At 51.1% G+C, this 15110-nt stretch carries 19 protein-coding genes; 13 read left to right on the top strand and 6 right to left on the bottom strand.

What is annotated here, in order from left to right:
- Window positions 1-176 precede the first annotated feature (176 nt).
- From OGV74_RS12995 to OGV74_RS12950, 10 genes are all read left to right on the top strand, one after another.
- A complete protein-coding gene (locus OGV74_RS12995; protein WP_071696952.1) occupies window positions 177-1799 on the top strand; it encodes an ABC transporter substrate-binding protein in 1623 nt (540 codons plus the stop codon).
- Complete coding sequence (locus tag OGV74_RS12990; protein WP_032950851.1) at window positions 1799-2773, top strand: ABC transporter permease; 975 nt, start codon at window positions 1799-1801, stop codon at window positions 2771-2773. Before OGV74_RS12995 ends, OGV74_RS12990 begins: the two co-directional genes overlap by 1 nt.
- Complete coding sequence (locus OGV74_RS12985) at window positions 2763-3575, top strand: ABC transporter permease (RefSeq protein WP_086504260.1); 813 nt, start codon at window positions 2763-2765, stop codon at window positions 3573-3575. The genes OGV74_RS12990 and OGV74_RS12985 overlap by 11 nt, the downstream gene beginning before the upstream one ends.
- A complete protein-coding gene (locus OGV74_RS12980; protein ID WP_086504259.1) occupies window positions 3569-4363 on the top strand; it encodes an ATP-binding cassette domain-containing protein in 795 nt (264 codons plus the stop codon). The genes OGV74_RS12985 and OGV74_RS12980 overlap by 7 nt, the downstream gene beginning before the upstream one ends.
- Complete coding sequence (locus OGV74_RS12975; RefSeq protein ID WP_003030739.1) at window positions 4347-4937, top strand: ATP-binding cassette domain-containing protein; 591 nt, start codon at window positions 4347-4349, stop codon at window positions 4935-4937. The genes OGV74_RS12980 and OGV74_RS12975 overlap by 17 nt, the downstream gene beginning before the upstream one ends.
- Before the next feature lie 89 nt (window positions 4938-5026).
- A complete protein-coding gene (zinT, locus tag OGV74_RS12970; protein ID WP_086504258.1) occupies window positions 5027-5677 on the top strand; it encodes a metal-binding protein ZinT in 651 nt (216 codons plus the stop codon).
- A gap of 139 nt (window positions 5678-5816) precedes the next feature.
- A complete protein-coding gene (leuE, locus tag OGV74_RS12965) occupies window positions 5817-6455 on the top strand; it encodes a leucine efflux protein LeuE (protein ID WP_016152793.1) in 639 nt (212 codons plus the stop codon).
- 174 nt (window positions 6456-6629) lie between these two features.
- Window positions 6630-6992, top strand: coding sequence for a DUF1971 domain-containing protein YeaR (gene yeaR / locus OGV74_RS12960; protein ID WP_003030735.1), 363 nt, complete (start codon window positions 6630-6632; stop codon window positions 6990-6992).
- Between the two features lie 3 nt (window positions 6993-6995).
- Window positions 6996-7178: a DUF1869 domain-containing protein gene (locus tag OGV74_RS12955; protein WP_003832433.1), complete on the top strand. Its 183-nt coding sequence runs from the start codon at window positions 6996-6998 to the stop codon at window positions 7176-7178.
- Between the two features lie 216 nt (window positions 7179-7394).
- Entirely contained in the window at window positions 7395-8039 is a 645-nt protein-coding gene (locus OGV74_RS12950) for a hypothetical protein (protein ID WP_003840864.1), read from the top strand.
- A gap of 52 nt (window positions 8040-8091) precedes the next feature.
- Here the strand turns inward: OGV74_RS12950 and fdhF are convergent, their stop codons facing one another.
- The gene (gene fdhF, locus OGV74_RS12945; protein ID WP_003030731.1) at window positions 8092-10239 is read right to left on the bottom strand and encodes a formate dehydrogenase subunit alpha; all 2148 of its coding nucleotides are present in this window, start codon (window positions 10237-10239) and stop codon (window positions 8092-8094) included.
- A 360-nt stretch (window positions 10240-10599) separates the two neighbouring features.
- Between fdhF and OGV74_RS12940 the strand changes: the two genes are divergently transcribed.
- Window positions 10600-10848 carry a GlsB/YeaQ/YmgE family stress response membrane protein gene (locus OGV74_RS12940; RefSeq protein WP_003030729.1) on the top strand — a complete coding sequence of 83 codons (249 nt, stop codon included), beginning with the start codon at window positions 10600-10602 and terminating at the stop codon, window positions 10846-10848.
- 49 nt (window positions 10849-10897) lie between these two features.
- Here the strand turns inward: OGV74_RS12940 and yoaJ are convergent, their stop codons facing one another.
- From yoaJ to OGV74_RS12925, 3 genes are read right to left on the bottom strand one after another with little or no spacing between them, the layout of a single operon-like run.
- Window positions 10898-10972, bottom strand: coding sequence for a protein YoaJ (gene yoaJ, locus OGV74_RS12935; protein WP_099530266.1), 75 nt, complete (start codon window positions 10970-10972; stop codon window positions 10898-10900).
- A 2-nt stretch (window positions 10973-10974) separates the two neighbouring features.
- Window positions 10975-11073, bottom strand: coding sequence for a YoaK family small membrane protein (locus OGV74_RS12930; protein ID WP_032941789.1), 99 nt, complete (start codon window positions 11071-11073; stop codon window positions 10975-10977).
- Between the two features lie 47 nt (window positions 11074-11120).
- A complete protein-coding gene (locus OGV74_RS12925) occupies window positions 11121-12146 on the bottom strand; it encodes a sensor domain-containing diguanylate cyclase (protein WP_086504257.1) in 1026 nt (341 codons plus the stop codon).
- 186 nt (window positions 12147-12332) lie between these two features.
- Between OGV74_RS12925 and OGV74_RS12920 the strand changes: the two genes are divergently transcribed.
- Window positions 12333-12581, top strand: a complete 249-nt coding sequence (locus tag OGV74_RS12920; RefSeq protein ID WP_057064623.1) for a putative hemolysin — start codon at window positions 12333-12335, stop codon at window positions 12579-12581.
- 7 nt (window positions 12582-12588) lie between these two features.
- On the opposite strand, the gene OGV74_RS12915 is transcribed toward OGV74_RS12920, so the two are convergent.
- Complete coding sequence (locus tag OGV74_RS12915) at window positions 12589-12936, bottom strand: DUF488 domain-containing protein (RefSeq protein ID WP_003030722.1); 348 nt, start codon at window positions 12934-12936, stop codon at window positions 12589-12591.
- Between the two features lie 177 nt (window positions 12937-13113).
- Here OGV74_RS12915 and OGV74_RS12910 point away from each other — a divergent pair, with 177 nt between their 5' ends.
- The gene (locus tag OGV74_RS12910) at window positions 13114-13821 is read left to right on the top strand and encodes a CTP synthase C-terminal region-related (seleno)protein (RefSeq protein WP_003846671.1); all 708 of its coding nucleotides are present in this window, start codon (window positions 13114-13116) and stop codon (window positions 13819-13821) included.
- A 36-nt stretch (window positions 13822-13857) separates the two neighbouring features.
- On the opposite strand, the gene OGV74_RS12905 is transcribed toward OGV74_RS12910, so the two are convergent.
- A complete protein-coding gene (locus tag OGV74_RS12905; protein ID WP_003030718.1) occupies window positions 13858-15045 on the bottom strand; it encodes a CynX/NimT family MFS transporter in 1188 nt (395 codons plus the stop codon).
- Between the last annotated feature and the right edge of the window lie 65 nt (window positions 15046-15110).

Below are 15110 nucleotides of genomic sequence, written 5' to 3'. Positions count from 1 at the left end.
ATGGCGAGGGATTAATCTATATTCTGAGATTCACATCGTACTCATAACGGAGTATCAGAAAAAAGTATGATAATTTTAGAAAATCGTCATACTTTTCTGCGCCGCATCATTTTTTTCGTCATTTCTGTCCGCCATAATCCCTTCCCCAGGAGACTGCTTAACGACTGTAAATCGTTATGCAGCATAAAAATAACGTAAAACTGGATAACATAATGATCAAAGGCAAGCTGGCACTGCTTACGTGCGCATTGACTCTCGCATTAACCTCACCACTTCTCGCCGCGCAAAATGCGAGCGAAGGGCAGACGTTAAAACTGGCAATTGGACCGGAGCCAACGGAAGGTTTTGACCCGATGTTGGGCTGGAGTCATGGCAGCTATCTGCTTTTGCATGCACCATTATTAAAACAAAATGCAGATATGAGCTGGGGAAACCTGCTGACGGAAAAAGTAGAGACCAGCGCAGACGGCAAAACCTGGACGTTGACGTTAAAACCTGACCTTAAATTCTCTGATGGTTCGCCGCTAACCGCTGAAGACGTGGTGTTCACCTATAACAAAGCAGCAAAAAGCGGCGGCAAAATTGATATGGGGAACTTCACCCATGCCAGTCTGAAAGATAACCGCACGGTAGAAATTACGTTGCGTAGCCCGCAAAGTACCTTTGTGAACGTGCTGGGTTCATTAGGAATTGTTCCGCAAAAACGGTATGACGAAAAAACATTCGCTAAAAATCCGATTGGCGCGGGTCCGTATCGACTGGTGAGTTTTCAGCCGGGGCAGCAGTTGATCGTTGAGGCTAACCCTTGGTATGCCGGTAAGAAAAATGATTTCAGTAAGCTGGTGTTTGTCTTCCTTGATGAAGATAACGCTTATGCCGCAGCGCGCAGCGGCCAACTGGGACTCGTACGTATCGCGCCATCGATGGCAGTCGCTCCTCAGCAGAAAAATTTGAAACTTTGGGTACGCGACAGCGTGGAAAACCGCGGCATTGTGTTCCCGATGGTTCCTGCAGGTAAAAAAGACGCCAATGGCTATCCGATTGGGAACGATATCACTGCCGATGTTGCCATCAGGCGCGCCATCAACTACGCCATCGACCGTAAGCAGCTTGCCGATCAGGTCATGGAAGGTCATGCGATTCCGGCGTATAGCGCGGTTCAGGGTCTGCCATGGCAGGGACAATCAGTTGCGTTCAAAGATGGCGATAGCGAAAAAGCGCGAACGATTCTTGAAGAAGCCGGCTGGAAAGTGGGTAAAGACGGCGTACGCGTGAAGGACGGTAAAGAGGCTCGCTTAACGTTGTGGTATGCCAGCGGTGACAGTACACGCCGGGATTTAGCCGAAGCCGTACGTGCGATGCTGGAGCCAGTGGGTATTCAGATTTCTCTGCAATCCGGGAGCTGGGAAACTGTTGAGCGGCATATGCATGCCAACCCGACGCTGTTTGGCTGGGGAAGTCTGGATCCGATGGAGCTTTTCCATCACTACAGTAATCAGGCTGCGGGCGTGGAATACTACAATCCAGGCTATTACAGCAATCCTGTCGTTGAGCAGCATCTTAAACAGGCTATTGACGCTCCGGACTGGCAAAAAGCGTTGCCGTTCTGGCAACAAGTTGAGTGGGATGGCAAGCAAGGGGCTGGCGTGCAGGGCGATGCGGCCTGGGCATGGCTGCTGAATATTCAGCATACCTACCTGGCAAATCCGTGTATTGACTTAGGTAAAGGCGCACCGGAGATTCACGGTAGCTGGTCACTGCTCAATAATCTGGACGAATGGACCTGGACCTGCCGTTGATGAAGTCTGTTGTGGGCCATTTTCTACGGCTGATGGTGTTATTGGTGCTGGTTGCGGCTGGCACTTTTATGCTGCTCAGCTTTTCTCCGGTCGATCCGATTCGGGCTTATATCGGCAACGATCTCCTGCATGTGCCGCCGGAGCAATATGCGCGTATCGCGGCTCGCTGGGGATTGGACCAACCGCTATGGGAGCGTTTTGGTCACTGGTTTGGCCGTGTATTACAGGGCGATCTCGGCTATTCAATGTTGTTTAACGCACCGGTTGCCAGCGTGATCAAGGAACGCTTTTCTACCTCGTTTGCGCTGCTTGGTGGCGCGTGGCTGCTCTCTGGCATATTGGGAACGGCAATGGGGTTTGTCGCGGGTCGCTATCTGAATCGCTGGCCGGATAAAGCAATCTGTCGCCTCAGTTATCTGCTTTCTTCGCTGCCGACCTTCTGGATTGGCATGCTGTTGCTGGCGTTATTTGCCGTGCGCTGGCCGGTATTTCCGGTCTGCTGCGCGTGGGAGCCGGGCAACAGCGGCGATATGGCGACGCTGACTGAGCGTCTGCGCCATTTGGTGCTTCCCGTTTGCGCGCTCAGTTTGCTGGGATTGGGACAAATTACGCTTCATACACGGGAAAGCATCGCCAGCGTGATGAAAAGCGATTTTGTCCGTTTTGCGCGTTCTCAGGGAGATAAAGGCTGGTCACTGTTACGCCATCAGGTTCTGCGTCATGCAATTACGCCTGCGCTGTGTTTGCAGTTTGCCTCGCTGGGGGAGCTGTTGGGAGGCGCATTATTGGCCGAAAAAGTCTTTGCTTACCCGGGACTGGGGCAGGCCACTATTGATGCTGGATTACGTGGAGATCTGCCGTTACTGATGGGAATTGTATTGTTCAGTACCGTATTGGTGTTTATTGGTAACTCGCTGTCTACCTGGCTTGTCCGTATGTTGAACCGTGCTCTGGAACGACCTGATGCTCTATAACCCGACGCCGACGCTGATTCGTCTTTTGCTCTCATTTAGCTGCCTGTTATTCATTGCAGTGTATGGTGCCGCAATGCTGGATAACCCGTTGAGCGTTAATTTGCTTGCCCGGCATTTACCGCCTGATGCGCTGTACTGGTTTGGCACCGACAACCTTGGTCGCGACCTGTGGATCCGTTGTTTTCAGGGTGCACTAACCAGTCTGCAAATTGGTATTGGTGCGGCGTTGTGCAGCGGTTTCATTGCGTTAGTGATGGCGGCGGTTTCGCGCATACATCCGCGTCTGGATGTGCTTATGCGCCTGATTACCGATGCCATGCTGTCGATGCCGCATCTGCTGTTGCTCATTTTGATCTGCTTTACGCTGGGCGGTGGGAAAAACGGCGTGATTATGGCGGTTGCGCTGACCCACTGGCCGCGTTTGGCGCTAATCCTGCGTGCTGAAGCGCAGCGCGTGGCCCACAGTGACTACTTGACGCTGACCTGGCGTCTGGGGCACGGCCATTTTTACTGCTGGCGACATCACTATCTACCCGCCTTATTACCTCAATGGCTAACGGGAACACTACTGATGTTTCCCCACGCGGTGTTGCACAGTGCGGCGTTAAGCTTCCTCGGTTTTGGGCTGGCACCGCATGAACCGTCACTGGGACTGCTGCTGGCGGATGCGCTGAGATTTATCAGTCATGGCGATTGGTGGTTGGTGCTGTTTCCGGGACTGATGCTGTTCAGTCTGGTGATGTTATTCGATCAGCTCGCAAGGGCGATACATCGTTTATGGTTACGAGGTGACGCATGTTGAGTTTAAGACAGGTCTCGCTGGAGGTGGCGCGTTATCGCTGGTACGGCGCGAGAAACTGGTCTTCGCTGTTGCAGGATATCTCTTTCGACGTGGTACCGGGTCAAATGGTGGCGTTAGTGGGAGGAAGCGGGGAGGGTAAGAGCCTGCTGCTGCAATGCCTGCTCGATCTCTTACCGGAGAATTTGCGCTTCCAGGGCACTATCACGCTGGAGGGCAAAACGCTGAACAGCGATGATATTCGCCAATGTCGTGGCAATACCTTCAGCTATGTCCCGCAAGGCGTTCAGGCGCTTAACCCGCTGCTCTCGATTGAAAAGCATCTGCGCAGGGCATGCCAGCTTTCTGGCCAGCAATGGAATGCCGGAAATATTGAACGATTGCTCCAGCGTAGCCGACTGGAAAGTCGCGTATTAGATGCTTTTCCGCGCCAGCTTTCAGGCGGTATGGCGAAACGTGTCCTGGCCTGTCATGCGTCTCTGAGTCAGGCTGGCTATATTCTGGCGGATGAAATTACCGCCTGGCTTGATGCACCTCTGGCTAATCAACTCCTTGAACAGTTGCGTGAGCAATGTGAGCAAGGGGCTGGCGTTTTATGGGTAACGCATGACCTCACGCTGGCGGCCCGCCATGCGGATCGTATTGTCGCGTTGCATCAGGGAAGGGTGTCGGATAACGTCAGCCGGGAACAGCTGTTACGCGGAGAGATTAGCGAACATCTGCAACGACAATGGCGGGCGCTGCCTGAAAGAAATCAACTTTTTGGAGAGCGCGATGTTGTGCTGTCGTGATGTAACAATCCGTCAGGGAGAAAAGGTTCTGTGGCAAAATCTGACCTTCTCTCTACACCCTGGAGAACGTATTGGGATTTGTGCGCCAAGTGGGACGGGCAAAACGACGCTGGGACGCGTGCTGGCGGGCTGGCAGAAACCAACTTCGGGTGACATTCTGGTTGATGAACAACCGTTGCCGATGCACCAGTATTGCCCGGTGCAACTGGTGCCACAGCATCCGGAATTAACTTTTAACCCCCGACGCAGCACCGGTGATGCGGTTCATGATGCCTGGCGACCGGATGCTGAAATGCTTACCCGTCTTCACATCAACCCAGAGTGGTTAACTCGCCGCCCCGGACAACTTTCTGGCGGTGAACTGGCGCGAATTGCTTTACTTCGTGCGCTGGACCCGCGGACACGTTTTCTTATTGCTGATGAAATTACCGCCCAGCTCGATCCTTCCATTCAACGGGATATCTGGGCGCTGCTGCTTGAAGAATGCCAGCGTCGACCGTTGGCTATGCTGATTATCAGCCATCAGCAGGCCCTGCTTGATCAGCTTTGTTCCAGCAAACTCATTGTAACGTGAAATGAGATAGAGGCTTGTAGCTGGTCTATTGATTAAATTGATACGTTATATTATAACATTTCACTCGCAAATGATTTGAGGGTGAAATTTTGGCTATTTGTATTAAAAAACTGACAATTGCTCTGGGGATGCTTTTAGTCAGTGGTTCGGTTATGGCGCACGGTCATCATTCCCATGGTGCGCCGATGAGCGAAGCAGAACAAAAGGCGTCGGAAGGGGTTTTTGATGATAACCAGGTGCAAAATAGGGCGCTGACCGACTGGGATGGCATGTGGCAATCTGTCTATCCGTATCTGGTCAGCGGCGAGCTTGATCCGGTCTTCAAAAAGAAAGCGGAGAAAGACAAAAGCAAAACGGCAGAACAAATTAAAGATTACTACCGTAAAGGTTATGCAACCAACGTAGACACCATCGGCATCGAAAATGACGTAATGGAATTTCACACCGGTAATCAGGTTGCATCATGTAAATACGACTACGCCGGTTATAAAATTCTGCTCTATAAGTCAGGCAAGAAAGGTGTACGTTATCTGTTTGAGTGTAAAGACGCTAACAGCAAAGCACCTAAATACTTGCAATTCAGCGATCATATTATCGCGCCGCGTAAATCGAGCCACTTCCATATCTTTATGGGAAATACCTCGCAGGCAGCTTTGCTTGAAGAGATGGAAAACTGGCCTACCTACTACCCTTACCAGTTGAAGGGAGAAGAGGTTGTGGATGAGATGCTGCACCATTAATCCGGGCTAACCTTATCTGTACACACCCGTCACCAGTGGCGGGTTTTTTAATTCATAACCTTCTCTTTCCATCACCCGATGCATTCGTTAGCATATTGTCTCGCAGCAAGTGCATGTGTTTTTTCAGGAAGAGGTTAACGTGTTCGCAGAGTATGGAGTTCTGAATTACTGGACGTATCTGGTGGGGGCTATTTTTATCGTGCTGGTACCGGGGCCAAATACGATATTTGTGTTGAAGAACAGCGTTGGTCGGGGAGTGAAGGGCGGTTATCTCGCCGCAAGCGGTGTGTTTATCGGCGATGCCGTGTTAATGTTTTTGGCCTATGCCGGAGTTGCCGCATTGATCAAAACAACGCCCGTTTTGTTCAACATCGTTCGCTATCTTGGCGCGTTTTATCTGCTGTACCTCGGTGCGAAGATCCTGTATGCAACACTGAAATCAAAAGCAAGCGATGCCGCGCCTGAAGAAGTCCCGTTTGGCGCTATTTTTAAACGTGCGTTAATTCTGAGCCTGACGAATCCTAAAGCTATTTTGTTTTATGTTTCGTTCTTCGTGCAGTTTATTGATGTCAATGCGCCGCACTCAGGGCTGTCATTCTTTATTTTGGCTATTACGCTTGAGATAGTGAGCTTTTTCTACCTGAGCTTTCTTATTTTCTCCGGCGCGTTCGTGACGCAGTATATCCGTACGAAGAAAAAGCTGGCCAAAGTGGGTAATTCCCTTATTGGTCTGATTTTTGTTGGTTTTGCCGCTCGTCTGGCCACGCTTCAGTCGTGACGCCATTGGCCCGTTGGTTACGGCGGGCCTTCAATATTACACCCTGCAATTCATTTATAATTGTATTGTTATAACCAATAAATGGTATTTCAAATGAATATTATGAGGCGTACCCTGTGTACAGCAGCGGTTCAGTAAAAACTCGCTGGTTGTCGACTGGAAAAGGGAAGAAAAATGCTTCAAATTCCACAGAACCATATCCATACACGCTCTACTCCATTCTGGAACAAAGAAACGGCACCTGCCGGAATTTTCGAACGCCACCTTGATAAAGGAACCCGTGCCGGGGTTTATCCTCGACTTTCGGTTATGCAGGGGGCGGTCAAATATCTCGGATACGCAGATGAACATAGCCCGGAGCCCGTAGAGGTGATGGTTATTGAAGCCGGTCAGTTTGGTGTTTTTCCACCGGAAAAATGGCATAACATCGAAGTGATGACCGACGACACTTACTTTAATATCGATTTTTTCGTTGCCCCGGAAGTTCTGATGGAGAGCGCGAATCAACGAAAAGTCGTGCGTACCGGCAAGGAGTAAATCATGGGCAAAGCAACCTATACCGTAACAGTGACCAATAACAGCAATGGCGTGTCAGTCGATTATGAAACTGAAGCGCCGATGACGTTACTGGTGCCGGATGTGGCAGCAGAAGTTGTTAAAGATCTGGTCAATACCGTACGTTCATACGATACCGAGAATGAGCATGAAGTGTGCGGATGGTAGGCGTTAATTACTCCTACTGATTGAATGCGCTGAATTTTAATCTAATAACCGCACTGCGTTTTGACGACGCCGCGCGGTTTTTTTATCCGTGTTAAACCTGGAAATATCCGGAAAAAGATTTCTTAAGAATACCTTAAGAAATCCGCATTGATTGCTAATGTTGGATCATTCACAGGGGTTATGATCGTGAAACAGTCACAATACAGAACCTCGCTTATGAAACTGAATACCCGACTAACATTACCCACTTTCATTCTTGGACTGATCATCGTAGCGATCCCGTTCACTGCGAACTGGAATCTACCTTTGCTCAACGGTACTGTCGTCAGATGGATTGAGAATGGTCAGGCGTTATGGCTGCTGTTTGGAGCGCTTTTTACTCTCAGCTACATCCGGCCTTTATCACGTCCTGAAGGCGAGAAACAATTTTGGCTTTGGGCGGCTGTGTGGTGGTTGGTGTTGCTGGGTCGCAGTACCAGTTGGGGCCGTGATTATTTCCCGGAGCACCCTAAACTTCTGTTCAGAGTTATCTCAGTGGTATTGATTGCAATGATTATTCTGCCTGTCCTGATATCAAAACGCTTACGCCAGGATATTGCCCGTCGCTTACGCAATGAACCGCTGCCGCTATGGCTGTTAGCGATCACCACCTGTGCATTTTTGATCTCCGATACGGTAGAGCATCATCGTCTGCTGGCCCCTGTCTTTTTGCACAACGCGCAGTACGGCGATCTCATTGAAGAGCTGTATGAACTCCCGTTTATGGTAGGATTGTTCCTGATGAACCTCGGTTTTATGCAGCGGGATAAGCAGGAAGAATCTGCTGCTATTCGCTTTAGTGAACCACAGCTGGCGAAGTAACGAGAAAATACCTGAGTCTGGATGACCAGACTCAGGCGGTTAGCGAGGTGACTTACGCAATGGCCTCGCACAAGCGTGATTTCATGTCGCTATACGTCTGTGCGGCATACTTTTCAGCCCATCCCTGATCGCTAATGTGCTCAATACTTACGGCGCAATATTTGGTTTCCGGCGTTTTCGAAATAGGATCGAGGTTATCCTGGGTTAACTCGTTACACGCACCAATCCACCATTGGTAGGTCATATACACCGTTCCGGCATTGATACGCTCGGATACATCGGCGCGGCTGATGACCTTACCACGACGCGAGCTGACCCATACCAGGTCACGATGACGAATACCCAGTTTTTCTGCATCATGAGTATTGATTTGCACGTACCCAGGCTCATCTGCCAGGGCTTGCAGCGCTGCGCAGTTGCCGGTCATTGAACGACAGGAGTAGTGCCCAACTTCACGCACGGTACACAGGACCAGCGGATACTTTTCATCAGGAACCTCTGCGGGTGCTCGCCATTGTGCGGCAAACAGTTTGCCTTTGCCATTGGCGGTATCAAACTGGCTGTTCGCGTAAAGGTAAGGTGTGCCGGGGTGATCGAGCTCCGGACATGGCCACTGAACATGCCCCATTTCACCCATTTTCTCATAGGTTACGCCGTAGAACAGCGGGCACAGCTCGCGCATCTCATCCCAGATTTGCTGGTTACTTTGATACCGCATGGGATAGCCCATTTCACTGGCCAGCAGGCTGATGATCTCCCAGTCACGCTTGACATCACCTGAGGGTTCAATCGCTTTTTCAAAACGCTGGAATCCACGATCGGCGCAGGTAAAGACGCCGCCGTGTTCGCCCCAGGAGGTGGCCGGCAGGAGGACGTCGGCCATTTCCGCTGTCTTGGTCATGAAGATATCCTGCACGACAATAAAATCGAGCGCGTTAAACCCTTCGCGGACCAGACCTAAATCGGCCTCGGTTTGCAACGGATCCTCCCCCATGATGTAGTAGGCTTTAATTTTGCCTTCAATAGCCAGATGCGGAACTTCGGTGATGCGCGTCCCAACCTTGTCATCCATCTGATTGACGTCAATGCCCCAGGCGTTGGCGAATTTCTCCCTGACGGTGAAATCGGTCACGTCCTGATACCCAGGGAACTGGTTAGGCAGTACCCCCATATCGCACGCGCCTTGCACGTTATTCTGCCCACGCACCGGCCCAACGCCGACGTTAGGACGTCCCAGATTGCCGGTCAGCAACGCCAGGCTCGACAAACCACGAACCACGTCAACGGCCTGGCCAAACTGGGTGACGCCCATTCCCCACATCACGGTTGCCGATGGCGCTGCGGCAAATGTACGCATCGCCTGACGAACCTGCTGTGCGGGAACACCCGTTAAATGTTCAACGGCTTCAGGCGCATAGTCCTTCACGGTTTCCCAGTATGTTTCCAGTCCTTCCGCATGCTTTTGTACATACTCGCGATCGTAGAGTTGCTCTTCGATGAGGACATGGCCAAAGGCGTTAACCAGTGCCATATTACAACCGTTTTTTAACTGCAAATGTTGGTCAGCTATACGAGCAGTTTCAATACGACGTGGGTCGCAGACAATGATTTTTGCGCCGTTCTGGCGAGCTTTAATTACCCGGCGAGCCACGATCGGGTGCGAGTCGGCGCAGTTATAGCCAAAGATCAGCAGGCATTTTGAGTTTTCAATGTCGCTGATGGAATTGCTCATGGCGCCATTGCCTAATGTTTCCTGTAACCCGGCAACGGAAGGGCCGTGACAGACACGGGCGCAGCAATCGACATTATTGGTATGGAGAACGCCACGTGCGAATTTTTGCATCACGTAGTTGGTTTCATTCCCTGTTCCACGTGAAGACCCGGTGGTCATAATGGCGCGGGGGCCATAGGTATTTTTGATTTCAGATAAGCGTTTTGCGGTGTAACGAATGGCTTCATCCCAGCTAACGGGAGTGAATTTTCCACCTTTTTCATAACGGATCATCGGGCGAGTCAGACGGGGAGTCAGAAGGCGAGTGTCGTTAAGAAAATCCCAACCATAGTAGCCTTTCAGGCATAACTGATTTTGGTTCGTTACACCCTCTGCGGCCTCGGCGCGGATGATTTTGTTATTCTCAACAACAAGCTTGAGCTTGCACCCGGCCCCACAGTATGGGCATACACTGGTGATTTTTTTCATCAATAACAGACCTGTTAAATGCTGAAATAGCGCGAATTGTAAACGGAGCCGCGCGATACGCATCGCGGACTACGATTTGTCATAGTGACCGGCTGTTTAAGCATAAATCGTGCCAGAAGTGAAAACCCAGTAATTGCAGGGACTGAGGGCGAATGAGTAACGCAGAATGACTGACGATTCGACATTAATGACGAGCTACGTCAGGGAAAATGTCGCCATCCAATGGTTTAACCTTATGAAAGATCAGAAAAAGATGAAAATAGCAGGTGATACCGATCACAAATTTTAATTTTTCAGCGCTATGCTATGCTTTTATACAACGAGCGAATCGTTAACTTAAAAACATAAGTGAGGGATATTATGGGCATTATTTCATGGGTGATTTTCGGTCTTATCGCTGGGATTTTGGCAAAATGGATTATGCCGGGTAAAGATGGCGGCGGATTCTTTATGACCATCATCTTAGGGGTTGTCGGTGCGGTAGTGGGTGGCTGGATCAGTACCTTCTTTGGTTTTGGTAAAGTTGATGGTTTCAACTTTGGCAGTTTTGTCGTAGCGGTTATCGGTGCGATTGTGGTGTTGTTTATCTATCGAAAAGTCAAAAGTTAAGTAAACATGCAGACAATAGAGGCCACTGATAAGTGGCCTTTTTCTTTGGTTACCACCACCCCAGTTCCGTGCCCAGAACGACGATGATAGCCACGCCAATCATAATAAGCGTTGTTTTTTTCATCGTTATGCTCCAGGCGCAGCGTAACCGCCAATAAAAAACCAGGATAAGAAAACGACAGCGGAAATGAAAATAATGACAGGGAAAATAATACCGAGTCGCATACGATTATCTACCAGAGTTATTTAAAGACGAGTCAGCATAGCAGGGGTTAATGTACGACAAAAGCGGTTTTATCCTGACGCTTTTTATCCTTGTACATTGCGCTGTCTGCGAGATGAAGCGCACAGTTTACATCAGTCTCCAGCGGATCAATTTCCACCACGCCCAGACTGGCACCAGGATAAAACAGATGAATATCGCCCAGGTGATAGTCGCCGCAAATTTGCTGCTGCAACTGATGTTTCACCTGCTGCAGACGAACACGTTGCTCTCTGTCATCTTCCGGCGACAGGCGAGCGACTAAAAATTCGTCACCGCCCAGTCGACCGAGAATGTCATTATCACTACATTTACGCAGCAGGCGGTGGCCAATCTGGATCAGGAACTGGTCGCCAACCTCGTGACCAAAGCGGTCATTGATCAATTTGAAATCATCCAAATCGATATAGGCGACAACTATCTTCTGCCTGAGGTGGCGGGCGAGCGAAAAAAGGGTCTCTACATTTTCAAAAATTGCGCGCCGATTCGGTAATCCGGTCAGGGCATCGGTGTAGGAGTGAGCAATCAGCGCAGCGTTCGCTTCACGTAACTGAGCAACCAGCGACTCTTTTTGAATAGACTGGGCGATTAGTCCGGCAAACAGATGCAACACCTGTTCACCACGTTCGCTTAACGCTTGCTGGCGGCGACTGGTGGCGCAGAGCGTTCCGTAAAACGTTCCGTCCGGAAGATGAACGGGAGTACTCAGAAAAGTGGTGATGTCCAGTGCGCGAGCGGCGGTACATTCCGGCCATCGTGCGGGCACGTTGTCGCTGTACAGACAGTTTTCCTCAATAGCGCGTTTGCACAGCGTTTCATCCCACGGTACGGACAGCCCTTCGGGGATCTGCATTTGGCAGCTATTACGCGCATACAGAATATGCTGCAGACGGGCATCCAGATCGACCTTGGTCAAGTATGTAGATTCCATCTCAGTCACTACTTCCAGCATTTCCAGAAGTTGGCGTACCAGACTCTCAACTGACTGCTCCGTGGCTAAGGATTGTGAGACTCTGGCAAGGATCATGTCCGACATGAGGTGTAAATACTCCTGAGTGATGACAAGGCTGGCGTGGGCGCATGATAGAACATCAGGGAGCAAGATGAAACACGTGTTTCTGGCTGAAATGTAATCATAAAATTGAAATTAGAACGTAAAACATGGAGATAGAAGGGAAGTCGGGGTAACCTGCCGGAACAATGCTTTTAAACAGGAGTAGAGATGAAACTTGCGTCTATTATTTTGCCCGGCTTGCTGGTGATGGCGGGGTGTACCACGCAGCCTGATGCCCCTAAACCACCAAAAATCGGCATGGCGAATCCGGCATCGGTGTATTGCGAACAAAAGGGAGGTACGCTGGTTGCGGTGCAGACTCCGCAAGGCGTAAGGTCAGACTGCAAACTACCCGGTGGGGAAGTGATTGATGAATGGGCGCTCTGGCGTAGAGATCATCCGACAACGGGCAAGTGATACGCGGTCAGCATTGACGTAGCCACTCAGCGAGCACCAGCGCGTGGTTTTGCTGGGTATTTTTCGCCGCATACAGTAGCGTTAAGGTTTGCTGTCGGGCAATCTCCGCGAGGCGCTTTCCTTCTTGCTGCTGTTGAGCCAGTTCAGCGCGATATTGCTCAGAAAAATGCGAGAAATCAATCAACTCTGCGTGGAATGCCTTACGTAAATCAGATGACGGGGTAAGTGCTTTATTCCATTCGTTGAAAATAAGATCGCTCTTTTTCACCCCGCGAGGCCACAACCGGTCGACCAACACGCGGTAACCATCGCTTTTTTCTGCCGGGTCATACACACGTTTGCACTGAATATTCATCTCTTCATCCGCTCCATTAAGCTATCGCTATTACGGTTAAATAAGATCGTAAAACGTGACCATTATAGCATTCCGCCAGCCCTGACTCCCAATTTAAGGGATTGTGATACCAACAAAAAATCGGTAGGCTGAGGCTCCTTATAGTGTCCCTCATTGTCTGGACATAAGGAAAGTTTAATGGAAATTTCCCCGATTAAAGATACGCTTCGCATTGCGCTGGTGGGCGATTACAACCCCGATATTGTGGCGCATCAGGCTATTCCTCTTGCCATTGATGATGCCGCTGCCGTCCTGGAATTAGTGGCTGATTATGACTGGCTAACCACATCTGATATCAGCAGCAGTGAGGACCTGGTAGGTTATGATGCCATTTGGGTCGTTCCAGGCAGTCCTTATCGCCACCTGGAAGGGGCGCTGATCGCGATACGCTATGCGCGTGAAAACAGTATCCCATTCCTGGGTACCTGTGGCGGCTTTCAACATGCCATTCTGGAGTATGCCCGCAACGTGCTGGGCTGGATCGACGCTGCCCATGCGGAGACGGACACCACGGGTCGGATGGTGATAGCACCATTGACCTGCTCGCTGGTAGAAAAAACGGATGATATTGAGCTTCGGGCCAATACGCTGATTGCCAAAGCCTACGGGCGGGATGTTATCTCGGAGGGATATCACTGCAACTACGGCGTATCGGAAGATTTTGCCGCTGAGCTGGAGCGCGGCGATCTCCGTGTGACCGGTTGGGATGAGGCTGGTGATATTCGTGCCATTGAGCTGGTGACACATCCATTTTATGTCGGCACGCTCTTTCAGCATGAACGCGGAGCGCTGGCGGGAAAACCCGTACCTCTGGTTCAGGCGATGCTGCGCGCCGCGCGCGGATAAATATTGGGCAGGTTGTCCGCGAACCTGCCCTCTGCATTATGCGCTCGCGATCTCCCGATTGCGCCCCGCGCACAAACCAAACACCGCCATCAGCATCGCTAACACGGCGACACCCGTTAATGGAATCAGCCAACTACCGTTGAGGTCGTGAATTTTCCCCATCAGCGGTGGCCCGCAGGCGGCCAGTAAATATCCGACAGACTGTGCCATGCCGGAGAGAGCAGCAGCCTGATGCGCTGAGCTTGCGCGCAGGCCAATAAAGGTTAAGCCAAGGATCATCGTCGCGCCTGAGCCAAAGCCAAACAGGATGGTCCATAGCAATGCCTGGTCGGGCATTATGGCGAATCCCGCCGCGCCGACGGCGCACATTAACGAAACCAGAGCGGCGATGGCGCGCTGATCCTTAAATCTGTTCAGGACGAGAGGGATCAATATTCCCGGCGCGGCAGTCGCCAGCTGCAGTAAACCATGCAACGAACCGGCCTGAGATTCACTGTAGCCATGACTAATTAAAATGGCGGGTAGCCAGCCGATGATGACGTAATAGACAAGGGAGTTGATCCCCAGAAACAGCGTTACTTGCCAGGCGAGGCCAGAGCGCCAGATCGCGCGGGAATGCAAGGCGCGCGAGTTACTCAGGCTGGCATGAGCAGTCTGGCGGCATTGGGGCAACCAGATAATCAGCGCCAGCAGCGGGAAGGCCATCAGCACCATCAACGCACCGCGCCAGCCAAATCCATTTAGTGCCAACGGAACCACAATTGCCGAGCCCAGTGCCGCCGCCGCGCCCATGGTCAGCGAGTATGCGCCAGTGAGTTTCGCCACATGCTGGGAAAAATCACGCTTAATCAATCCGGGTAACAGCACATTTCCCAACGCGATTCCGCAACCAATGATGGCGGTACCGCTAAACAGGAACCCTGACGAAGGCAGCGAACGAATCGCAATACCTACGCAAATCAACAGCATCGCGGCAAACAGGCTACGTTCGATGCCCCAGCGGCGCGCAACAGCGGCAGCCAGGGGGGATACCAGCGCGAAGGCCAGCAGCGGCAGGGTAGTCAGAAGCCCAGTCTGGGCGGTACTCAAGCCGTAGTCGGCGCGAATGGCATCCAGCAACGGGGCTGCGCCGGTAAAGGTGACGCGCAGTGTGGTGGCAATCATCAGGATCCCCGCGATCAGCAACGCTGCGTTTTTGCCACGGGAGGAAGGTGTAGTAATCATTTTGTTCTCATATCGTCAGGCGAGGCGATACTTTAGCGTTTTTACACTATGGATGAATCAAGCTA

The sequence above is a fragment of the Citrobacter sp. Cf116 genome (assembly GCF_030336505.1).
Lineage (GTDB): Bacteria > Pseudomonadota > Gammaproteobacteria > Enterobacterales > Enterobacteriaceae > Citrobacter > Citrobacter freundii.
Note: the sequence above shows the minus strand (reverse complement) of the source record. Positions and strands in the feature narration are given on the sequence as shown.